Source organism: Sphingobium fluminis (assembly GCF_037723805.1).
In the GTDB taxonomy this organism is placed as follows: domain Bacteria; phylum Pseudomonadota; class Alphaproteobacteria; order Sphingomonadales; family Sphingomonadaceae; genus Sphingobium.
This window is the reverse complement of the sequence record NZ_JBBJUK010000004.1, coordinates 38,419-58,659: the sequence shown is the minus strand read 5'-3', so window position 1 is coordinate 58,659 and position 20,241 is coordinate 38,419. Positions and strand designations below refer to the sequence as shown.

At 60.7% G+C, this 20,241-nt stretch carries 22 protein-coding genes; 16 read left to right on the top strand and 6 right to left on the bottom strand.

The window, feature by feature from the left end:
• Positions 1 to 9: 9 nt before the first annotated feature.
• The 6 genes from WG907_RS12315 (at position 10) to WG907_RS12290 (ending at position 5,441) form a co-directional block, all read left to right on the top strand.
• Positions 10 to 1,440: an aromatic ring-hydroxylating oxygenase subunit alpha gene (locus WG907_RS12315; protein ID WP_340233170.1), complete on the top strand. Its 1,431-nt coding sequence runs from the start codon at positions 10 to 12 to the stop codon at positions 1,438 to 1,440.
• Positions 1,441 to 1,528: 88 nt separating this feature from the next.
• Positions 1,529 to 1,924, top strand: a complete 396-nt coding sequence (locus tag WG907_RS12310; RefSeq protein ID WP_340233168.1) for a DUF1330 domain-containing protein — start codon at positions 1,529 to 1,531, stop codon at positions 1,922 to 1,924.
• A 54-nt stretch (positions 1,925 to 1,978) separates the two neighbouring features.
• Positions 1,979 to 3,208 (top strand): Rv3169 family protein, encoded by a 1,230-nt coding sequence (locus tag WG907_RS12305; RefSeq protein WP_340233166.1) that lies wholly within the window; start codon positions 1,979 to 1,981, stop codon positions 3,206 to 3,208.
• On the top strand, positions 3,205 to 3,981 hold the full coding sequence (locus WG907_RS12300; protein ID WP_340233164.1) for an SDR family oxidoreductase: 777 nt from the start codon (positions 3,205 to 3,207) through the stop codon (positions 3,979 to 3,981). The genes WG907_RS12305 and WG907_RS12300 overlap by 4 nt, the downstream gene beginning before the upstream one ends.
• Positions 3,982 to 3,997: 16 nt before the next feature.
• Positions 3,998 to 4,468 (top strand): nuclear transport factor 2 family protein, encoded by a 471-nt coding sequence (locus tag WG907_RS12295; protein ID WP_340233163.1) that lies wholly within the window; start codon positions 3,998 to 4,000, stop codon positions 4,466 to 4,468.
• Between the two features lie 322 nt (positions 4,469 to 4,790).
• Positions 4,791 to 5,441 (top strand): glutathione S-transferase family protein, encoded by a 651-nt coding sequence (locus tag WG907_RS12290; protein ID WP_340233162.1) that lies wholly within the window; start codon positions 4,791 to 4,793, stop codon positions 5,439 to 5,441.
• A gap of 258 nt (positions 5,442 to 5,699) precedes the next feature.
• Here WG907_RS12290 and WG907_RS12285 read toward each other — a convergent pair whose 3' ends face one another.
• From WG907_RS12285 to WG907_RS12275, 3 genes are all read right to left on the bottom strand, one after another.
• Positions 5,700 to 6,581 carry an NmrA/HSCARG family protein gene (locus WG907_RS12285; RefSeq protein ID WP_340233160.1) on the bottom strand — a complete coding sequence of 294 codons (882 nt, stop codon included), beginning with the start codon at positions 6,579 to 6,581 and terminating at the stop codon, positions 5,700 to 5,702.
• 53 nt (positions 6,582 to 6,634) lie between these two features.
• The gene (locus WG907_RS12280; RefSeq protein WP_340233159.1) at positions 6,635 to 6,937 is read right to left on the bottom strand and encodes a putative quinol monooxygenase; all 303 of its coding nucleotides are present in this window, start codon (positions 6,935 to 6,937) and stop codon (positions 6,635 to 6,637) included.
• Positions 6,938 to 7,117: 180 nt separating this feature from the next.
• On the bottom strand, positions 7,118 to 8,125 hold the full coding sequence (locus WG907_RS12275) for an LLM class flavin-dependent oxidoreductase (protein ID WP_340233157.1): 1,008 nt from the start codon (positions 8,123 to 8,125) through the stop codon (positions 7,118 to 7,120).
• Between the two features lie 371 nt (positions 8,126 to 8,496).
• Between WG907_RS12275 and WG907_RS12270 the strand changes: the two genes are divergently transcribed.
• Entirely contained in the window at positions 8,497 to 9,363 is an 867-nt protein-coding gene (locus tag WG907_RS12270) for an SDR family NAD(P)-dependent oxidoreductase (protein WP_340233155.1), read from the top strand.
• 116 nt (positions 9,364 to 9,479) lie between these two features.
• Here the strand turns inward: WG907_RS12270 and WG907_RS12265 are convergent, their stop codons facing one another.
• The 3 genes from WG907_RS12265 to WG907_RS12255 form a co-directional block, all read right to left on the bottom strand.
• Positions 9,480 to 9,812 carry a hypothetical protein gene (locus WG907_RS12265; RefSeq protein ID WP_340233153.1) on the bottom strand — a complete coding sequence of 111 codons (333 nt, stop codon included), beginning with the start codon at positions 9,810 to 9,812 and terminating at the stop codon, positions 9,480 to 9,482.
• 71 nt (positions 9,813 to 9,883) lie between these two features.
• Positions 9,884 to 10,828, bottom strand: a complete 945-nt coding sequence (locus WG907_RS12260; protein ID WP_340233152.1) for a TauD/TfdA dioxygenase family protein — start codon at positions 10,826 to 10,828, stop codon at positions 9,884 to 9,886.
• Between the two features lie 46 nt (positions 10,829 to 10,874).
• On the bottom strand, positions 10,875 to 11,723 hold the full coding sequence (locus tag WG907_RS12255) for an isocitrate lyase/PEP mutase family protein (RefSeq protein ID WP_340233150.1): 849 nt from the start codon (positions 11,721 to 11,723) through the stop codon (positions 10,875 to 10,877).
• Positions 11,724 to 11,983: 260 nt separating this feature from the next.
• On the opposite strand from WG907_RS12255, the gene WG907_RS12250 reads away from it, so the two are divergent.
• From WG907_RS12250 to WG907_RS12210, 9 genes are all read left to right on the top strand, one after another.
• Positions 11,984 to 12,841: a TauD/TfdA dioxygenase family protein gene (locus WG907_RS12250; RefSeq protein ID WP_340233148.1), complete on the top strand. Its 858-nt coding sequence runs from the start codon at positions 11,984 to 11,986 to the stop codon at positions 12,839 to 12,841.
• 92 nt (positions 12,842 to 12,933) lie between these two features.
• Positions 12,934 to 13,650 (top strand): TetR/AcrR family transcriptional regulator, encoded by a 717-nt coding sequence (locus WG907_RS12245; protein ID WP_340233146.1) that lies wholly within the window; start codon positions 12,934 to 12,936, stop codon positions 13,648 to 13,650.
• A gap of 108 nt (positions 13,651 to 13,758) precedes the next feature.
• Complete coding sequence (locus WG907_RS12240; RefSeq protein ID WP_340233144.1) at positions 13,759 to 14,613, top strand: enoyl-CoA hydratase/isomerase family protein; 855 nt, start codon at positions 13,759 to 13,761, stop codon at positions 14,611 to 14,613.
• On the top strand, positions 14,613 to 15,356 hold the full coding sequence (locus WG907_RS12235; protein ID WP_340233140.1) for an SDR family NAD(P)-dependent oxidoreductase: 744 nt from the start codon (positions 14,613 to 14,615) through the stop codon (positions 15,354 to 15,356). Before WG907_RS12240 ends, WG907_RS12235 begins: the two co-directional genes overlap by 1 nt.
• 12 nt (positions 15,357 to 15,368) lie before the next feature.
• Positions 15,369 to 16,067 (top strand): CoA transferase subunit A, encoded by a 699-nt coding sequence (locus WG907_RS12230; RefSeq protein WP_340233138.1) that lies wholly within the window; start codon positions 15,369 to 15,371, stop codon positions 16,065 to 16,067.
• A 1-nt stretch (position 16,068) separates the two neighbouring features.
• A complete protein-coding gene (locus WG907_RS12225; protein WP_340233136.1) occupies positions 16,069 to 16,713 on the top strand; it encodes a 3-oxoacid CoA-transferase subunit B in 645 nt (214 codons plus the stop codon).
• On the top strand, positions 16,710 to 17,882 hold the full coding sequence (locus WG907_RS12220; RefSeq protein ID WP_340233135.1) for an acyl-CoA dehydrogenase family protein: 1,173 nt from the start codon (positions 16,710 to 16,712) through the stop codon (positions 17,880 to 17,882). Before WG907_RS12225 ends, WG907_RS12220 begins: the two co-directional genes overlap by 4 nt.
• The gene (locus WG907_RS12215; RefSeq protein ID WP_340233133.1) at positions 17,879 to 18,937 is read left to right on the top strand and encodes a phosphotransferase; all 1,059 of its coding nucleotides are present in this window, start codon (positions 17,879 to 17,881) and stop codon (positions 18,935 to 18,937) included. The genes WG907_RS12220 and WG907_RS12215 overlap by 4 nt, the downstream gene beginning before the upstream one ends.
• 136 nt (positions 18,938 to 19,073) lie before the next feature.
• Complete coding sequence (locus WG907_RS12210) at positions 19,074 to 20,231, top strand: acyl-CoA dehydrogenase family protein (RefSeq protein ID WP_340233131.1); 1,158 nt, start codon at positions 19,074 to 19,076, stop codon at positions 20,229 to 20,231.
• Positions 20,232 to 20,241 lie beyond the last annotated feature (10 nt).

Below are 20,241 nucleotides of genomic sequence, written 5' to 3'. Positions count from 1 at the left end.
AGAGACGCCATGACAGCCACATCAACCGAAAACACGATAATGAAAGGCTTCGGGACGAAAGACCGCCCGGTCACGCAGGAAGTTTGGAACCGCGAGACATTTTCGCCGGGCCATGTGTCGCTTAACACCCATGGTACCATCGAACCCGATCAGCGCCGCTTCGATCATTCGATCTACTTCGATCCGGCAGTGGCCGCTTTGGAACATCGCTATGTCTGGGAAAAAAGCTGGCTCTATGTCGGTCGGGACGAAGACCTGCCGCTCGTCGGCGACAGGATGCCCGTCAACGTCGGTGCGCGATCCTACATGATCGTGCGCAACGGCGAAAACGACTTCAAGGCCTATTATAATAGCTGCCCTCATCGCGGCACGGAATTATGCGCACAGAAGGAAAATGCCGCGTCGATCCGCTGCCCCTACCATGGCTGGGAGTGGCAGAATGGCGGCAAGCTCAAGCGCATCCCCAGTCACTGGGATTTTAAGGAGATCACGCCCAATAATGGCAGCCTGCCCGAGGTGCGGTTGGAGCGCTGGGGCGGCTTCCTCTTCATCAATGCCGACGATGACGCACCCTCGCTTATTGACACGCTTGGTCTGATCCCGGAACATTTCGCGGAATTCGACTACGCCAACCGCTACACACACGGTCATTTCCGGCGAGAAATGAACTGCAACTGGAAAGTCGCACAGGAAGCGTTTCAGGAAGCCTATCATCTCTATGCGACCCATCCCGAAGCAGTGCCTTTTGCAGGGGATGCTCAGGGCAAATATGATATCTGGTCCACCAAGGGCGGTCATGTGGGAAGAAATTCGACCTATTCCGCCATCCCGTCGACCCATGCCCCCGCCGATGTCGATCCGGTATCATCCGCGCAGATGTTCATGCAGGCGACCAGCGACTGGCATTATCCGGGTTACCCAGTGCCTACCCTCGATCCCGATAGCGACTTGCGCAGCCAGATCGCAGCGTGGATCAGAAAAGCCTTCAAGGACAAGCATGGCCGGGACGCCGGGGTGCCCGACGCCATCCTTCTGGATTCGCTGCTCTACTTTTTCTATCCGCACAGCTGCTTCTGGCTGTCCGAGGCGGTGCCCTTCACCTACCAGTTCTGGCCGCATGCGACCGATCCGAACAAAAGCTATTTCGAAGTGCGCATGCTGTATCCCGTCAACCCGGACGCACCGCGTCCGCCGGCTGCGTCGCGCGTCGACCTTGGCCCCGATGATTCGATCTTCGCGGCCATGGAGGACAAATTCGGGTTCCTAGGCTATATCTTCGATCAGGATTGCAGCAATCTGCCCCGGGTACAGCGCGGGGCGCATTCGGCGAATATCAAAAATCCCACGACGTTCCTGGGCGCTTATCAGGAATCGATCATACAGCACTGGAACGGCGTCATGAGTAAGGCGATCGAAGAGGGTGTTGCCGGGGAGTCGTAGGGCTCGCAGATCAGGCGAGGATTGCCAACGCTGCGAGACTGCCCGGTATTTACATACTGTATGGAATGTATCTTGAAACGGGGAAAATTTGCGCTACGGTCGGGCGAGAGGGGATATCGCAGCGCGCTTAGCAAGCCCGGCTGCCGCCATACGGGATGCGGGAAGAAACAATAATCTGAAAGGAAATGTGATGGCCGCCTATATGGTTGTGCTGGTCTATCTCGATAAAAGCGAATGGGTGGCTGACTATGTTGCCAATGTTCCCGACATCCTGCGCAAATATGGCGGTGAATATTTCGCGGTATCCGAGCGCGTGGTGAAATTCGAAGGGGACAAGCCAACCCCCGATCAGGTCGCGCTTTTCACTTTTCCTTCGATCGAACGGATGCAGGCTTTCGTAATCAGCGACGAATATGCGCCTTACAAGGATGCGCGTCTGGCCCAGTCGAACGCGACAATTATCGGCTTTGAACCACGGCCATAAGCCCCGACCGCATTATCCGAAACAAAAACACTATATCTGGAGAGAAGACCGACCATGCTAACCCCCTATGACGAGTTTCCCGTCCATCAGGCGTCCCGGACGTTCAGTTTCATTCCCTCGACGGATTACAGCTGGGACGATGGCTATTATTTCGGGGTCTTCAATCCTGACGTGGGCGTCTTCATTGCGACGGGCGCGCGGGTCAATCCCAACACGGACATGTTCGGTGGCTATGCTTTTCTTAACGATAAGGGGGTCCATTCGACGACCCGCTTCAATCGTGCCTGGCGCCCGAATTTCGATGTCGGCATCGGTCCCTGGCGCGTCGAGTTCGTGGAACCACTAAAGACCATCCGCCTTGTTCTGGAGGAAAATGAAAGCGGCCTCTCCTTCGACATAATGTGGCAGGGCGTATCCCCGGCCTTCGAGGAGGATCATCATTCCGCCGAAAATCGCGGGCGCCTGACCACCGACCAGACCCGCTATTCGCAGCCCGGCGTGGCCACCGGCTGGGCTGAATATCAGGGCAAGCGCTATGAGATAACGCCCGACAAATGGTTTGCGGCGCGCGACCATAGCTGGGGCCTCTATGCCGAACGACCGCCGCTCGCTCCGATCGCTTCGCTATTGCCGCCCCGGAAGAAAACCGGCCCGCAACGCGCGATGCGGTGGTGGAACTGCTTCGTGGCCGGCGATTATAGTGGTTTTTATCATCTGCACGAGACGCCCGACGGCGTTCAGGCGAAGATGAACGACGTGTTCGGCACGCCGCTGGGCGGCCATGTGTTCAAGGGCTGGGACAGCGAGCCGCTGCATTTCACCTCTGCGCGGCACGAAATGCGCTTTGTCGAAGGAACCCGCATGTTGACGGGGGCCACCATGTATCTCGAAGACGATCATGGCGACCAGTGGACGATCGAATATGACGTCGCCGCTCCGCCCTGGATGGGCCAGACGATGGGCTATCATCCCGGCAGCTGGAAGGACGGCGGCACGTTCCACACCTATCATGGGTCGGAGGAACTGGCGATCGAGTGGGAGACGTTCGACTGGTCGGTACAGCCCTTCGCCTATACGCCCTACAAGGTGTCGGGCGAGCAACTCGCCACCAATTTCGGGGAGGGCACGGGCGTCGAGGACGAGGGCAATGACGGCAAAAAGTCCCATGGCGTCGAATATCTGATGCGGGTCACGCTGCACGCGCCGGACGGGTCCGTCCACAGGGGCGCGGCGCAGGTCGAAATGTTCATCAACGGTCGTTACGATCCCTATGGCTTCGAATGAGGTTGGGACTGACTGACAAGGTCGCGCTCGTGTCCGGCGGCAGCGCCGGCATGGGGCGCGCCATTGCCACGGAACTGGCGGACGAAGGCGCTGCGGTGATGATTGCCGCGCGTCGGGAAGAGCCGTTGCGCGACGTCGTGGCCGATATCCGCGCTCGCGGCGGCCGCGCCGCATGGGTCAGCGCCGACATGGCGGTGGAAGCCGATATCGCCCGCGCGGTGACGGAGACCCGCGAGGCCTTTGGCGATCCCGATATCGTCATCGCCAATGTGCGATCGATCCTGCGATACAGTTTCGACGACGCGTCGAACGACGATTTCCGCCAGAGCAACGAGCAGATCATCCTGTCGCTCGCCATCCTTGCGCGAGAGACCGTCCCGGCGATGAAGAACAAGGGCTTTGGCCGCTTCGTCAATCTCGGCTCGGTGTGCGCGAAGGAACCACACCGCTTCTTTGATATCGTCCTGTCCAATACCTACCGGGCCGGCGCGGTCGGCCTTGCGCGCAGCCTGTCCAATGAGCTTGCGCCGTTCGGCATTACCGTCAACACGATCGCACCCGGCAGCATCGACACAGGGCTGAACGAAGAGACGCAGAAGGGCGGAGCCGAAGTGTGCCCCCGGCGCGAGGAACCGCCGGCCATTCAGATGGGCCGCAACGGTCGCCCCGACGAAGTGTCCGCCCTTGCCGCATTCCTGTGTTCGGAACGGGCGAGCTATATTACCGGCCAGACGATCGCCGTCGATGGCGGCTGGACCCGCGGCCTGTTCTGATGGCGGAAAAACAGCCATGACCCCCGAGGACATGCTCGCGCGCGAAGCCATTCGTTATACGATCGAATTGTATAACAGGGGGTCGGACAACGCCGATTATGAGATCCATCATCAGGTATTCCACCCGGAAGCGGTGTTCGAGGTGCAGTCCCAGGGCGCACTGATTGGGCCCGATGCGATCATCGCGGCGCTGCGCCCGGCGGCGGAACGGCGCGGCGCGTTCGAACCGGGCAATTTCCAGCGCCACAATCTGACGACGACGATGATCGAATTTACCGGGCCGGACCGGGCGGAAGCAGTGACCTATATCATCGTCGTGACCGAACTCGGTATCGACCATAGCGGCCGATATGATGATGAATTCGTTCGCAGCGGTGAGCGGTGGCTGCTGATGCGGCGGCGCGCGACGATGGAATGGTCGCGGCCGGATTCCCGCTTCACCCGCTGGCTGGGGCAAGCGAAGCCGGTAGACAAGGTTCAGCGCTGAGGCGCGCGCAGGAGAGTTTATGGAGTTTCTGAACGTGGCCCGGTATACCGAAACCAATTTACGGTGATAGCTCAATGCTGAAATATCGGTCGCTCCCGATAGGGCTGAGGTAACCCAAGGTCGATTGGCGCCGGGTGGGGTTGTAGAAGCATTTGATGCAATCGAACACGTCTGCCTTCTGCCAGCTGTCGTGCCCCTTAGTTGCCGCTCAGGTGCCAGTTTCTTTGTCTTCGAGCGGACGTTCCGGTAATAGGTTCGTGATTCAATCTGACTGTGCCATGATCAGGAAGGTTACTCCGATCACCGTTTAGGGCTTGCTGCGATGAACGAACTGACCATCTGGACGCTGGACTGGGTGCCGGAAGGCCCTCGCGGTTTTGTGCGTGACCTCAGGCTGCGATGGGCATGCGAGGAAGCCGGCCTTGCATACGCCGTCCAAACGATCGGGTTCGATGAACGCGAGACCAATCATCTCGAGCGCCAACCATTTGGCCAAGTACCATTTCTGGACATCGACGGATTGAAGATGTTCGAAAGCGGAGCTGCGTTGCTCCATCTGGCTCGGAAAAGCCACAAGCTGATGCCGCCCGATCCGGCTGGGGCAGCGGAAACATTGCAATGGACGATTGCCGCGCTCAACTCAATCGAGATGGTCAGCGTTCCTTGGTGGTTCCTGACCATATCCGGTGATCAGGACAATAGCCTAACCCAATGGTTAGGCCAGCGTCTTGACCATGTGGAACGGGTATTGAGCGATCGGGAATGGCTGGCGGCCGGTCGTTTCACGGTCGCAGATTTGCTTATGGCGGATGTGCTGAGGATCCCCAAAGTCCGCGCCTACGGCGATCGGCCGGTGACCGAGGACTATGTAACCCGTGTAACGGATCGCCCCGCCTTCAAAAAGGCGTACGCAGACCAAATCAGCTTTTTCAAAGCGGCTGATGAGAAGAGAATAGAGGAAAGGTCAGTATAAATCCTCCGTCATTCATTTCGCCCGCAATCAGCGGCCACTCCCTCCCTTCCGCCGTCGCCCCTTGCGCGACACTCGACGGGTGATTTTCACGCGTCGACTGCAGTCCGTCCGCTTTACAAAGCCCTTTGTATCTCGCCCCCCCCCCCCCCGTCTTCGCCTTAGCTGTAGCCTGCCTTTGAATGTCGGCCCCGGCGTTGGTTCCACGGCTTCGCTAAATTCCACTGCCAGATTGGTCGGCCACGGCGCATCCCTCCATCATTATAATGTCTGGTGTTTTGGGTGTTTGAAGAACGGGACAAAAGTCGTCTTTGTCCATTCCCGGAAGCTCGTCGTCTTGCCGATCAGCGCCGCAAGGTCGTCGCAATTGTCCTTGGTGGTGCGCGTACTGAGCCAGAGAGTGTCGTCATATCCTTGCGGCCAGTCCCGTTTGATATCGTCCAGCGGTATGTGGACCGTGCTCGCTTCGCAGCCCAGCTCCTCACCCAAGATCCGCGTCATCCGGCTGGGAGAGGCGACATCGGACACCAGCTTGATCTCGGTGCCGGCATGTCGGTCCGGATCGGAGATCACGGCGACCGCCGCCCTGCCGATATCCTCTGCGGCGATCAGACCATTTTCCTTCTCGGGCGGGATCGGGATGGCGAAGACTAATTTCCCGTCCTTTTCGAACGGGACGAAGAAGCGCAGCAGGTTTTCCATGAAGAATCCAGGCCGCAAAATGGTCGTGCGCAAAGGCAGTTCGGCAAGCCGTTCCTCGATCGCCCGTTTCGATCCCATCAGGAGCACGCCCCGGGCGTCGGCCGTCAGCGCGGACTGGAAAACATAATGTGAAATGCCGGCTTCGATCGCGGCGTCGACGGCGTTGATGCCTTGAACGGCTTGCCCCACATCCCAACGATTTTCCGCCGAGGAACCAACAAAATAAACCGCGTCGGCGCCCTGTATGGCGTTGCGGATCGACGCGCGGTCGTTTAGGTCACCGGTCACAGGGACGGCCCCGAAGCTGGCGGCATGGCGCGCGGCGTCGCTGTCCGGGTTCCGGGTGACGGCGCGAACATGGAAGCCAGCCGCGATCAGGTGACGCATCGCTGCGCCGCCCGAAGTCCCGGTGGCGCCGAAAACCGCAACTGTCTTATTCATTTATCCACTCCAATTACCGCTCGAACCGGCCAGGAAAGCGCGAACAGCCATGTTCAAAGGAAATTGAAGGCTTCCATCCCGACATATTGACTGACCTCCATGGCAATCGATCCATCGGTAACCGCAGCCTTCAAGGCGGGATAAAAGTCAGCGTCCAGATGCGATTGTACATCTGAAATCGTCTTGTACACGTGAACGAGCCAGATCACGCGTTTGTCATGAAAATCCTGCGCATGTGTGTAATGAACGCATCCCGGCTCGGCGGCGGACAGTGCGTCGCCGTCCCCCGCATTTTCCAGGGCACGCGTTGCCGCTTCCGGAGTCGGATGGGTGATCTTGCCGATGAAAATTATCATTTCAGATCCTCTTGACGCGCGGCGCTTTAAGTCATCAACTGTTAAAACCGCCGAATAACCGCCTGCAACTGTTATTGAGCGGTCAACCCGCCATCGGCGGCAATCGCGGCCCCGGTTACGAAACTGGCGGCGTCGGACGCCGAGCGCAACTGGCGGGAAAACCAGTCTCTATCGGCGATGTCATGCTAGAACCGCATCATCCTGCACCAGTTGCGGGATGATCCTGGTGCCGATGAGTTCAAGGCTTTCCCATGCAAGATCGGGGTCAAGTCCGGCAAGGAGCGGGGCCAGGATCACCGAGCGCCCCAGATCCCGCTGTTGCCTGAGCAATGTCAGGCCATCCTCCGGCGTGAGCACCTGATAACTTCCCGCGGCCCGCAGCGCATCGGCATTTTCGGCATGCTTGAAGTTGGTCGTCTGACCCAGTTTCGCTGCATATGCTGCGTAAGCGTTTGTTTCGTGCAGCGCGTGTGGCGCGATTCGGGCCCAGGCGGCATCTGGATCTTCGGAGATATGGATATGACGGGGGCCGGTGACGTCGACGATCCGGCCTGGTTCCTTGCCGAGTTCGGAACAGGCTTCCTTATAGGCCTGAATCAATTCCGGCTTGTTGACCATCGGATAATAGCCATCGCCCAGCTCTGCGGCACGGCGCGCGGTCGCCTTAAGGCTGCCCCCGATCCAAAGTCTGGGTCCGCCGGATTGTACCGGCGGCGGGGTGACGTGGACGGTGCGCCCTTCATAGTCGAACGTCTCGCCAGCGAACGCACGCTTGAGCACTCTGAGCTTGGCATCGACGAGCCGCGCCCGGTCCTTCAAATCGATACCGAACATCGCGAATTCATCGGGAACATAGCCAAGGCCGATGGTCACATCGAGCCGGCCGTTGCTGATCACGTCCAGAATCGCCAGATCCTCGGCAATGCGGACCGGATCGTGCAACGGCAACAGGATCGCCGACGGCTGAAGCCGGATCTTAGAGGTGCGGGCGGCCATCGCCGCGCCCAGCATCAATGGCGACGGGTTGTAATTGTCCGCGCTGCAATGATGTTCGGGAAGCTGGATCGTATGAAAGCCGTGCTTGTCGGCCCATTCGACCTGTTCGAGGGCGGCGGCGGCCAATGTCGTCGATTTGATGCCGACCCAGGACGGGTTCCGGAGGTCATAGCGCAGCCAAATCTCGAGCATCTCTCGCCTTCCTGAATATTATCGAACGTTCTGCAAACATCCGGGTCGACCAACTCCATGGCAAATGACCGGACCAGAATATAATATATATTTTAATTGCTAGATGGTCTGTCGGTGCGAGTCAATGTTCATAGGGCCCAAAACGGGTTGCCGAAACCAGATAGACCGGCCAGTTTTCGAGGAAATTTTGACTTTTGGGCCGTTGACCATGCCCCATTGGCCTAGCTAATAATCGCGGTTGCATCATGGTGGTCGCTCTGGTTCCCGCTTCCGCACCTGCCTCCACCGGCGCGGCTGAATCGATACGGCGATGGCGTCGGCAGATCGAATGATCTAACGAAAATTGTAATTCTATATTGGAGAAGGAACATATGGCAGGTCGTCTGGACGGGAAGGTCGCAGTCATCACCGGCGGCGTGTCGGGAATGGGCCTGGCGAGCGTCGAAATGTTCGTCGGTGAAGGCGCGAAACTGGTGGTCGCCGATGTCCGCGAAGATAAGGGCCGGGCGCTCGAACAGCGTTTCGCAGGGGCCGTTCGCTTTTCGCGATGCGATATCCGCAACGAACAGGATATCGAGGCGGCCGTCGCGCTTGCGGTGTCGAGTTTTGGCGAACTCGACATCATGTATCATAATGCCGGGGCGGCCGGCGCCAAGGAGTCGCTGGAGACGATGACGGTCGCGGGCTGGGACGACACCCAGGCTTTGCTGTCGAGATCCACCGCATTGTGCATGAAGCATGCCGTACCGTCGATGAAGCGGCGGGGGCAGGGGTCCATCATCCTGACGTCATCCGTGGGCGCGACGAACCTGCGTCCTGGAACACCGGCCTATTCGGTCGCGAAGGGGTCGGTCATTCTACTCGGTCGCCTCGGCGCGCTGGAGTTCGCCGCCGATCGCATACGGGTAAATGTCATCGTTCCGGGCGGCTTTGCCACCCCCATATATGGTGATCTGGTCGGCGCGTCTCGCGAAGTCGCGGATATAATGCCTGATTATCTGGACGAGATGATGGCGCAATGGCAGCCCCTTCCGCGGCCGGGCAAGCCGATCGACATCGCCTATGCCGCCACATATCTGGCCTCGGACGAATCGGCGTTCGTGACCGGCGTGGCATTGCCGGTCGACGGGGGACTGACGCTGAACCGCCCGACCAACGCGGCCGACTTTCTGTTCGGTCACCTGAACGCGGCCAAGGAAAAGGCCGAAGCCGAACTGGCCCGTCGAAGCGGCGATTAGTCACGTATCGATCGGGACCTTGTCGGAGCGAGGCCGCTCTTTGGTGCCAGCCGCGAGCCTGTGCTCAAGCTGGCACGAGCGGCTCGCGCGATCTTGCTATCAGGATGCGGCGCTGGTCACTTCGAAACCACATCCGTTATCGGCACGAACATGCCCGTGATCGCCCCGGCTCGGTCGATCGCGTCGGAGGATGGCATCTCAGGGCCGCCCGCGCGCGAAACAAGGTCGCGCAGCGTGCGGGCTGGATCGTCCGTTTCGACGTCGAAGATCGACAGATATTTGTATGGCGGATCCTTGGCGAGGGAGTCGACCAGGCTGAAGCGCTGCCCGTTCACGAAGTCGGTGCATCGTACGACGTCAGGAAGATGTTGATCGCTATACCATCGATTATAGTCTTCTTCCTTGCCCGGCACCGGGTTGGAAAGAACGACGAATTTATACAGTGCCATTGCGGCGTCTCCTGGCGATTGATCGGCTGTAACAAGCTGGCCGGCCAGCAAATCCCGGGCGCGGAGAGCGACTAGCGGGGCGACTCATCGAGATAGCGTCCGGTCCGCATCGCGCCTTGGAGGGTCGTGCGGAAGGCCACCCGCTTCATGCCCGGCGGCCAGCCGAACGCCTGGTGCAATGTGCGCCGGTTATCCCAGAGCATCATGTCGCCCTGTTGCCATCGATGGACATAGCGATATTCTGCCCTGAACACATGGTCGATGAGCGTGGTCAGCAGTTCCTCGCTTTCGGCACGCTCCAGACCCAGGATGGCATCGACATTGGACGGGCTGATCGAAAGCGACTTCAGGTCGGATTCGGGATGGGTCACGACCAGCGGATGCACGACCGGCGGAAAATCCGGCATGGACAGATTCTCTCCCGGGGATTCCTCCGCGGTCGGCCGCCGGAACGGCCGCTCCTTCTGAACGAAGCGCATGCCATCCGGCCGTGCGTTGTGGACACGCATCACCACTTCCAGGCCGTCGATGCGGTTTTTGATATCGTCGGGCAGGCCGGCATAGGCTTTGGCGGTGTCGATCCACCCGGTTTGACCGCCTTCGCTGGCAGGGGAGTCCATGAACAGGATGGCTCCTTTGGAGATGTCGGGCGTATAGCAGCTGTCCTGATGCCAGGGGATAAAGCCGCCGAGCAGTTGCCCGTCCACGACATAATAGCCGCCCTGCTCCCTTATTTCGACGAGTTCTTCATAGCCGGGGACCCGGACTTTGGGGATCGCGTGGATCTCAAGCGGGCCGAATATCTTGCTCAGCTCCACATGCTGTTCGCGCGTCGCGCCGGTGTCGCGGAACAGGATGACGCCATGATGCAGCCAGAGAGTATATAATTCTTCCCGCACTTCGGGTGCGTGCAGGCGGCCGAGGTCAAGGTCCATCACTTGCGCGCCGACGGCGTCAAGCTCCATGATCCGCAGTTGGCCATAGTGTAGCGCATCATTCATGCCGACACTCTCCATGGGCGTCATTTCCTGTGGACTGCCTTCGCAGGTGGAAGATGTCAGGTCAGGCGAGGCTGCTCCAGTAATCCGAACGCATCGCCTCATTGACCAGTTGCCAGGTCGCGCCACCATGTGTCCGCGTCGAATCCGATCGGTGGTCGCGTAATTCGATCATCGCATCATGGATCGCCCGCCCGGCCGCCCACACCGACAGCACGGGATACATCAGATATTTGACGCCCAGTTCGCGCGCGCGATCGACGTTGGCCACATCCTTGGCATCGGTGGGAATGAACATATGCGCGATCGGCGTCGCGGTGACGGCCGTGATCCGCGGGATTTCCTCGATCTCCAGAAAGGGGACAAGGACCAGGTCGGCACCGGCTTCGCCATAGGCGGCGACCCGGTCACATGCCTCGTCAAGCGTCGATGCATCGCGGGCATCGCAACGAGCCATCACGACAAGATCACCGTCCCGGCGCGCGTCGACGGCGGCCTTGATATGATCGACCATGCGCTCGACCGGCAGCAGGCGCTTCTTGCGGCCGGGCAGATATTTGCCCACCGACAGGTCCAGATCCTCCATCTGGATGCCGCCGATCCCTGCCCGCTCCACAAGCTGGACGTTGCGCGCGATCTGCAGCGTGGAGCCGCCGCCATCGTCGATATCGCACATTGCGGGCAGGCCGGAACATTCGACCAGCAGACGGTAAGCCTCGACCAGTTGCGCCACCGGAACGATGCCGGCGTCCGGCATGCCAAAGGCCGAGGCGGTGATCGCGTAGCTTCCCAGGAAAATACTCTCAAAGCCCGCAAGCCGCGCCATCTGCGCGCTGAGAGCGTCGTGAACGCCGGGGACGATCAACATGTCCGGCCGTTCGAGGAGCAGTCGCATAGCCCTTGCGCTGTTCATGTCATCTCTCCGCCGCATCATAAAAGCCGTTCATTTCGCACTAGAGCGCACAGTTCTAACAATGATTGCAATAAACGGGGGATATGGGCTTGTCCAGAGTGGGTTACGGAAACGATTTGCCGCCATGGTTAGACATCCGCTCAAAAAATATCGATCAGGGAATAACATCGCCTCGTTGATTTTTTCTAACGGATACCTTATATTGAAATAGGATGGGAGGCTGGCTTCCCGCCTGCAGCAGCAAGATAGTGGGACAGGATATGGCGGATCAACTGGAATGGCGGCAGATTACACCCTTTGGTGCGGAGGTGATCGGTATCGATCTTTCCCAGACGCCGCCGCAAGCGATCCTCAATCAGCTTCGCCAGCTTTACGACGAGCATCATCTTCTGGTTTTTCGCGGGCAGACTCTCACCCTGGAGCAGCAGCGCAGCGCGGCGGGCTGGTTCGGGAAACTCTATCCACCGGCTGAGGGCGTCAATTTCATATCGAACACGCGTAAAGACGGATTTCTCGGCAATCTCGAACTCAAATTCCACTCCGATCTGGCGCATTGCGAATATCCGATCGAAAGCGTCATGCTTCTGGGCGTCGAACTGGACGAGGGTAATACATCGACCAAGTTCGTCAGCTCCACCAAGGCCTGGGTCGAACTGCCGGACGATCTGAAAAAAGCGGTAGAAAACCGGCGGGCTGTGCAATGCTTTGCTTATGGACCCAATGACGGGCTGTACGGCTATGACGAAAATCTGCCGAACTGGTCGCATCGCATCGCGCGTCCGCATCCTAGGACGGGGGAACCCTGCCTGTACGTCATGCCGGAATCGACCCGCATCATCGAAGGTCTGCCGGAAGAGGAGGGCCGGCCTTTGCTGGAAGCCTTGTACGCGCATATTGCCCGTCCCGAAGCGGTATATGAGCATATATGGCATATCGGCGACGTCGTGCTGTGGGACAATCTGGCGTGCCAGCACGCCCGTGGCGCGCTGAACCCCGACGTGCCCCGGACGATGCAGCGCGCGACGCTCGGCCCGCTGACCTTCAAGCAGCAATATCCTTCCCTCACGCCCGAAGCGCAGGAGATCGTGTTTGGCAGGCTTGGCGCAGAACCGGGATGAGCCCGGCTGCTGCGCTCGATGCCGACATCTGCGGCGGGATAGGATCCATGGCACCATGGACAAATGGCCCGCCCATAAGATAATGCGACGAGATGAAAACTCGTAAAGCTATTCAAAAGCGCGACAGAATCCTTCAGGCCGCCGCTAAGGTGGTTGCGCATAGAGGCTATGCGGAGACGACGCTGGCGGAGATTGGCGAAGTCGCGGGGACCTTTGCGGGCAGTCTCTATTATTATTTCCCGTCCAAGGACGCGCTGGTCGAAGAAGTTCTCAATATCGGCACGACGAGTGTTTCGGCGCCGGTCATGGAGGCGGTCGCGGCACTGCCTAATGACGCGAGCGCATGGCGCAAGATCAAGACCGCGCTCGACGAGCATGTCGAACGCATGCTCAGCAAGAATGACTTCATCACCGCCTATTGGAAGATTGTCGATCAGGTGCCCGAAGCCATGGGGGGGCGGCACCGCGAACATCCCCGCAGATATGGAGACTTCTGGCGCGGCCTGATCCGCGAAGGGCAAAGCGAGGGCATCGTGCGCCATGATCTGGAGCCGAACCTTGTCCAACTCTTTCTGCTCGGCGCGACTATCTATGCGCAAGACTGGTATGATCCGACGCGACAGCTCAAGCCTCGCCAACTGAGCGATCAACTGGCGCGTATGTTCTTTCGCGGGATTTCACCGGCGGACGCCGAACTGACGTTCGACAAGCCGGCGTCCGTCAAGCCTGCCGCTACCGAAAGCCTGTCCGCCAAACCACAGGAAAAATCCGCCGGGTCCAGGCGCAAGTCCCGCATCCGCGCCGGCTGAGGCGTTCGACACCGGCCGTCTTGCGCCAATTTTATAATTGGTATTGCAAATTTTGCCGATCGGCTTAGGTCATTATCCTCCACATTTCGCCAAGAGGCAGGAGAGGATATGACGGAACAGCGCGATCCGTTGGATGCGGGCCCCAATTCGGCTTCCCCGCTTCGGATGGAGGGTGACCCCTATCATGCCTACCGCTATATCCGCGCGAGCCGCGAAGGCGGCATCCTGACGCTCACTATGGACCAGCCGCCGATGAACGCGGCCGGTTTCGATCTGCACGACGAACTCAGCCGCATCTTTTACGATGTGGCGCGCGATGATTGCGACGTGGTCGTTCTGACCGGCGCGGGGCGGGCGTTCTCGGCGGGCGGGGACCTGGACGAGATGCTCGCGCGCACCGAAAACCCCCAGAGCATGGCCGCGATGATGGAGCGGGCACCGCATATCGTGCATTCGATGCTGGCGCTCGACGTGCCCGTGATCGCGCGGGTCAACGGTCACGCACTGGGGCTTGGCGCCACATTGGCGCTATTATGCGATGTCGCCATCATGGATGAGCGCGCCAGGATCGGCGATCCGCATGTCGCCATGGGACTGACGCCGGGTGACGGCGGCGCGTTCCTGTGGCCGGTTCTGGTCGGCTATGCGCGCGCGCGGCATCATCTGCTGACCGGTGATCCGCTGACAGGCGCGGAGGCGGCGGCGATAGGCCTTATCCACAAGGCGGTGCCTGCCGATGCGCTTGATGCGGCGGTGGCGGCCTATGCCGGGCGGCTCGCTGGTGGCGCGACTTACGCCATCAAGGCGACGAAGCGCACGATCAACATGGCGTTGCGTGCGCAAGCGCAGACGCTGGCCGAGGCGCATGCCGGCATAGAGCAGCTGACCTTGCTGTCCCAGGACCACCGGGAAGCGATCCTGGCGTTCAAGGACAAGCGCCCTGCCCGGTTCGAGGGGCGATGATGATGAATATGACCGGCCTTGAAGGAAAAGTTGCGCTGGTGACCGGCGCATCGAGTGGTCTGGGCGAACATTTCGCCCGTGTTCTGGCAAAGGCGGGCGCGCAGGTCGTGCTTGCCGCGCGGCGAGTCGAGACGCTCGAACAGGTCGCCAAGAGCATTGGAGACGAGGCGCGGACGATGGCGCTGGACGTCACCGATGCGGCCTCGGTCGCGCGCATCGTCGATACGGTGCCCGTGCTCGACATTCTGGTCAACAATGCAGGGGTCGTCCGGGAAAAGCTGGCGCTGGACCAAGCCGAAGAGGATTGGGACGCGGTGATCGACACCAACCTGAAAGGCGTCTTTCAGGTCGCGCAGGCCGCCGCGCGCATCATGCGCGACGCGGGCGGCGGCACGATTGTCAACATCGCGTCGATCGCCGGATTGAGGGTCGGAGCCATGGTGATGCCCTATTGCGTCTCCAAGGCCGGCGTCATTCAGATGACCAAGGCGCTGGCGCTCGAATGGGCGCGCCATGGCATTCGGGTGAACGCCTTGGCGCCCGGCTATTTCCGAACCGATCTTAATGCGGATTTTTGGGAGACCGACGCCGGGCGCGCGATGATCAAGCGCATCCCCCAGCGCCGTCTGGGCGATTTTCCCGATCTGGACGGGCCGTTGCTGCTGCTGGCGTCCGATGCGTCGCGCTACATGACGGGATCGGTGATCGCGGTCGACGGCGGCCATCTCGTCAGCACGCTTTGAAGGGAGGGTTTATTGGTCGAGAAAATCTATCCTGACGCGAACGCGGCTCTGGAGGGCTTATTATTCGACGGCATGACGATCGTTGCGGGCGGCTTTGGCCTGTGCGGGATACCCGAGACGCTGATCGACGGGCTGCTGGCGGCCGTCGCCCGCGACCTCACGATTATTTCGAACAATGCCGGTGTCGACGATTTCGGGCTCGGGCTGCTGCTGCGCAACCGGCAGGTCAGGCGCATGATTTCCTCCTATGTGGGCGAGAACAAGGAATTCGAGCGGCAATATCTGGCGAAAGAACTGGAGCTTGAATTTTGCCCGCAGGGCACGCTTGCCGAACGTATCCGGGCGGGTGGCGCCGGGATCGCGGGCTTCTACACCCGGACCGGAGTCGGTACGCTCATCGCCGACGGCAAGGAACTGAAGGATTTTAACGGCGAAACCTATGTTCTCGAAACGGGGCTGGTGGCCGACCTGGCGATCGTCAAGGCGTCGAAGGCGGATCGTTTTGGCAACCTCGTTTTCCGCAAGTCGGCGCGCAACTTCAATCCGATGGCGGCCACGGCGGGCCGGGTCACGGTGGCGGAAGTCGAGGAAATCGTCGACGCGATCGACCCCGATCACGTCCATACGCCGGGGATTTTCGTCAGGCGCGTCATCCTGGCTACGCGCAACGAAAAGCGGATCGAACAGCGCACTTTGAGCATGGTGGCCTGACATGGCGTGGACCCGCGATCAGATGGCGGCTCGCGCGGCGCTGGAACTGCGTGATGGCGACTATGCCAATCTCGGCATCGGCATTCCCACGCTTGTCGCCAATCATATCCCGCACGACATCGACGTGACGCTGCACTCGGAAAATGGCATCCTCGGCCTCGGGCCATTCCCGACTGCCGACACCATCGATCCAGACATCATCAATGCGGGCAAGCAGACGATCACCGAGCTGCCGGGCACGGCCTATGTCTCGTCCGCCGACAGCTTCGGGCTTGTTCGCGGCGGTCATATCGATGCGTCGATCCTGGGCGCGATGGAGGTGTCCGAAGGCGGCGACCTGTCCAACTGGATGGTGCCAGGCAAGATGGTGAAGGGACCGGGCGGGGCGATGGATCTCGTGGCCGGGGTCAAGCGCATCATCGTCCTGATGGATCATGTCGACAAGGCGGGGAACCCCAAGTTCCGGCGGGAAAACAGCCTGCCCTATACCGGGCGTAATGTGGTCGACATGATCGTCACCGACCTTGCGGTATTCGTTCGCCGGGATCGGCGATCCGGCTTCCGGCTGATCGAACTGGCTCCCGGCGTGACGGCCGAACAGGTCGCTGTGCACACCCAGGCCCATTATATCGAGGAACTGACATGACGGAACGGGCGCAGGCCATTGGCAGCAAGGTCGAGGCATTTGTGCGCACCATCGTCGCGCCATATGAGAAGGATCCGCGCTGCGGATCGCACGGGCCGTCCGACGATCTGGTGCAGGAGTTGCGGGCCAGGGCGCGGCAGGCCGGCGTACTGACGCCGCACATTCTGGAGGACGGCGATCATCTGACGCAGTGCGAGACGGCGCATGTCCTCATCCGCTCGGGCCTGTCGCCGCTGGGACCGTTGGCGTGCAACACCGCCGCGCCCGATGAGGGCAATATGTATTTGATCGGCAAGGTCGGCAGCGCTGCCCAGAAAGCGCATTTCCTGGCGCCCATGGTCGCCGGCGACACGCGTTCAGCCTTCTTCATGACCGAGCCGGCCGGCGAAGGCGGTGCCGGATCCGATCCGTCGATGATGAAGACGACGGCGCGGCCTGAGGGCGATCGCTGGGTGATTAACGGCCGCAAGGCGTTCATCACTGGCGCGCAAGGGGCGGGGGTGGGGATCGTCATGGCCCGCACCGACCCTGGGGATGGCAAGATGGCGGCGACAATGTTCCTCGTCGATCTGCCCGACCCTGCCATCCGAATCGAGCGGGTGCTGGAGACGATCGACAGCTCCATGCCCGGCGGCCACGCGATCGTGGCGATCGACGATCTGAGCGTGCCGGCGGACGCCATTCTCGGCGCGGCGCATGAGGGGTTCCGTTATGCGCAGGTGCGCCTGTCGCCGGCGCGGCTGTCGCACTGCATGCGCTGGCTGGGCGCATGCATCCGCGCGAACGAGATCGCGACCGACTATGCCTGCCGCCGCCACGCCTTCGGCAAGCCGCTTGTCGACCATGAGGGGGTCGGCTTCATGCTGGCCGAAAATCTGATCGATCTGAAGCAGGCCGAACTGATGATCGACTGGTGCGCTGATGTGCTCGACACCGGAAGCCTCGGCACGCTGGAAAGTTCGATGGCGAAGGTCGCGGTGTCGGAGGCGCTGATGCGGATCGCCGATCGCTGCGTGCAGGTTATGGGCGGCACGGGGGTTTCGGGCGATACCATCGTCGAGCAAATATTCCGCGAAATACGCGCCTTCCGCATCTATGACGGCCCGACCGAAGTGCATAAATGGAGCATCGCCAAATCGATCAAGCGCCGTCAGGGAGCGCAGCCATGACCGATGCGGGTTTCGCAGGCGCAGGCGCGGTCAGGGCGGCGCACCGGTTTGACGAAGAGCGTCTCGCACAATGGCTTTCCGCCCATGTCGAAGGCTTTGCAGGGCCGCTGACCGTAGAGCAGTTCAATGGCGGGCAATCCAATCCCACCTACAAGCTGGTCACGCCGCAGCGCAGCTATGTCATGCGCCGCAAACCACCGGGCGTCCTGCTCAAGGGCGCGCATGCGATCGAACGCGAGGCCAGGGTGCTGAGCGCGCTGGAAACGGTCGGGTTTCCGGTGGCGCACGTCCATGGTCTGTGCGCCGACGAGACCGTTATCGGCACGTCCTTCTATGTCATGGACATGGTCGAGGGCCGGATTTTCTGGGATGCGAAGCTGCCGGAAGTCGACCGGGATCAGCGCGGCGCCTATTTCGATGCGATGAACGCGGCGATCGCCCGGCTTCACGGTGTGGACCATGCATCGATCGGTCTTGGCGACTTCGGCCGGCCCGGCAGCTATTTCGAACGGCAGATCGGGCGCTGGACCAAACAATATCTGGACGATGCGGAGGCAGGCCGCGATTCCAATATGGACCGGCTGATTGAATGGTTGCCCGGTCATATTCCCGATGGCGATGAAACCGGCATCGTCCATGGCGACTTCCGCATCGACAACATGATCTTTCACCCGACCGAGCCGCGCATCCTGGCGGTGCTCGACTGGGAATTATCGACGCTGGGCCATCCGCTCGCCGATTTCGCCTATCATCTGATGATGTACCGGATGCCGCCGCTGACGATCCCGGGGCTGATCGGCACCGATCTCGCGATGGCTGGTTTGCCGGACGAGAGCGCCTATGTCGCAGCCTATTGTCGGCGGACTGGCCGCGACGGAATCGCCGACCTCGATTTCTATCTTGCGTTCAATTTATTTCGCTTTGCAGCCATCTGCCATGGCATCAAGGGGCGGCTGGTGCGGGGGACTGCTGCGTCTCCCCAGGCGAGCCGTCTGGTCGCCGACCTGCCGATCCTTGCCGAGCTGGGGTGGAAACAGGCCTTGCTCGCCGGCTGAGCCGAGGCGGATGTGATCGCCCAACACATGCCAGACAAATGGCCTCATATTTATAATCAACGTTGCATTATTTCTGTCATCCGGTAGGCAGGGGTGGCCATCGCGATGCAGGCGCGGAACGTAAGACAGGGACGGGATGCAAAAACTGGGTTACTCGGCTGAGGATTTCGCCTTCCGGGAGGAGGTGCGCACTTTCCTGCGCGAGCAACTGCCGCCGGAACTGGCCGCGCTGGAGGCGCAGCACAGTCATCTCAAGCGGCGCGATACCGACCCCTGGCAAAAGCTGCTGGCCGCGCGCGGCTGGGCCGTGCCCAATTGGCCCAAGGCCAATGGCGGCCCCGACTGGACGGCGGTTCAGCGGCACATCTGGGATGTTGAATATGGGCGCGCCAATGCGCCTGAATATAATATCATCGGTGTCGGCATGGTCGGCCCGGTGATCGCAGAGTTCGGGTCGGACGCTCAGAAAGCCTATTTCCTCCAGGCGATCATCAAGGGCGATCTGCATTTCTGCCAGGGCTTTTCAGAACCGGGTGCCGGATCGGACCTTGCGTCGCTCAAGACCCGCGCCCTGCGCGACGGCGAGGATTATGTGGTGACGGGGCAAAAGATCTGGACCAGCCATGCCGCCGACGCCGACATGATGATCTGCCTTGCCCGCACCAACATGGAGGTCAAGCCGCAGGCGGGGCTGTCGATGATCCTGCTGCCGATGGATGCGCCGGGCATTACCGTGCGACCGATCCGTTCGATCGATGGGATCGAGAGCATCAACGAGGTATTTCTGGATGAGGTGCGTGTACCGGCAAGCGCTGTAATAGGCGAGGCGGACATGGGCTGGACCTATGCGAAGTTCCTGCTCACCGCGGAACGGACGCACAATGCCTATCTGGGCATGCTGCACCGTTATCTGGATCGCCTGCGCATCGCCACGGCAGGGTTGGGTCCGGCCATTCGCCGGCGACTCGTGCAGCTTGAGATCGACGTGGAGGCGCACGACTGGTCCGTGCTGCGCGTTCGCCTTGGCGAGGACGAGCGGCTGGGTGGTGCGAGCGCATCGGCGCTCAAGGTCACGGCTTCGGAACTGCTCATCCGTGCGGGCATGATGGAGGTGGAGGCGCTCGGTCCGTCAGCCTTGGTCGAGGCGGACGGGCAGGCCAGCGCGCTGTCGAACTGGGTGGATCGCGGCGCGGACGGCAAGATGAGCCAGCTCCTCTATTGGCGCGCCGCCACCATCTTTGGCGGCGCCAATGAAATCCAGCGCAGCATCATCTGGAACACATTGGCGCGCTGACGGGGACGTG

Bases quoted from the DNA above. Each gene is read 5' to 3' on its own strand.
- WG907_RS12300 (WP_340233164.1), top strand. From the start codon at position 3,205: ATGAGGTTGGGACTGACTGACAAGGTCGCGCTCGTGTCCGGCGGCAGC.
- WG907_RS12255 (WP_340233150.1), bottom strand. From the start codon at position 11,723: ATGAACAGCGCAAGGGCTATGCGACTGCTCCTCGAACGGCCGGACATG.
- WG907_RS12215 (WP_340233133.1), top strand. From the start codon at position 17,879: ATGACCGATGCGGGTTTCGCAGGCGCAGGCGCGGTCAGGGCGGCGCAC.
- WG907_RS12245 (WP_340233146.1), top strand. From the start codon at position 12,934: ATGAAAACTCGTAAAGCTATTCAAAAGCGCGACAGAATCCTTCAGGCC.
- WG907_RS12270 (WP_340233155.1), top strand. From the start codon at position 8,497: ATGGCAGGTCGTCTGGACGGGAAGGTCGCAGTCATCACCGGCGGCGTG.
- WG907_RS12295 (WP_340233163.1), top strand. From the start codon at position 3,998: ATGACCCCCGAGGACATGCTCGCGCGCGAAGCCATTCGTTATACGATC.
- WG907_RS12235 (WP_340233140.1), top strand. From the start codon at position 14,613: ATGATGAATATGACCGGCCTTGAAGGAAAAGTTGCGCTGGTGACCGGC.
- WG907_RS12315 (WP_340233170.1), top strand. From the start codon at position 10: ATGACAGCCACATCAACCGAAAACACGATAATGAAAGGCTTCGGGACG.
- WG907_RS12260 (WP_340233152.1), bottom strand. From the start codon at position 10,828: ATGGAGAGTGTCGGCATGAATGATGCGCTACACTATGGCCAACTGCGG.
- WG907_RS12305 (WP_340233166.1), top strand. From the start codon at position 1,979: ATGCTAACCCCCTATGACGAGTTTCCCGTCCATCAGGCGTCCCGGACG.
- WG907_RS12280 (WP_340233159.1), bottom strand. From the start codon at position 6,937: ATGATAATTTTCATCGGCAAGATCACCCATCCGACTCCGGAAGCGGCA.
- WG907_RS12210 (WP_340233131.1), top strand. From the start codon at position 19,074: ATGCAAAAACTGGGTTACTCGGCTGAGGATTTCGCCTTCCGGGAGGAG.
- WG907_RS12285 (WP_340233160.1), bottom strand. From the start codon at position 6,581: ATGAATAAGACAGTTGCGGTTTTCGGCGCCACCGGGACTTCGGGCGGC.
- WG907_RS12225 (WP_340233136.1), top strand. From the start codon at position 16,069: ATGGCGTGGACCCGCGATCAGATGGCGGCTCGCGCGGCGCTGGAACTG.
- WG907_RS12240 (WP_340233144.1), top strand. From the start codon at position 13,759: ATGACGGAACAGCGCGATCCGTTGGATGCGGGCCCCAATTCGGCTTCC.
- WG907_RS12290 (WP_340233162.1), top strand. From the start codon at position 4,791: ATGAACGAACTGACCATCTGGACGCTGGACTGGGTGCCGGAAGGCCCT.
- WG907_RS12250 (WP_340233148.1), top strand. From the start codon at position 11,984: ATGGCGGATCAACTGGAATGGCGGCAGATTACACCCTTTGGTGCGGAG.
- WG907_RS12220 (WP_340233135.1), top strand. From the start codon at position 16,710: ATGACGGAACGGGCGCAGGCCATTGGCAGCAAGGTCGAGGCATTTGTG.
- WG907_RS12275 (WP_340233157.1), bottom strand. From the start codon at position 8,125: ATGCTCGAGATTTGGCTGCGCTATGACCTCCGGAACCCGTCCTGGGTC.
- WG907_RS12265 (WP_340233153.1), bottom strand. From the start codon at position 9,812: ATGGCACTGTATAAATTCGTCGTTCTTTCCAACCCGGTGCCGGGCAAG.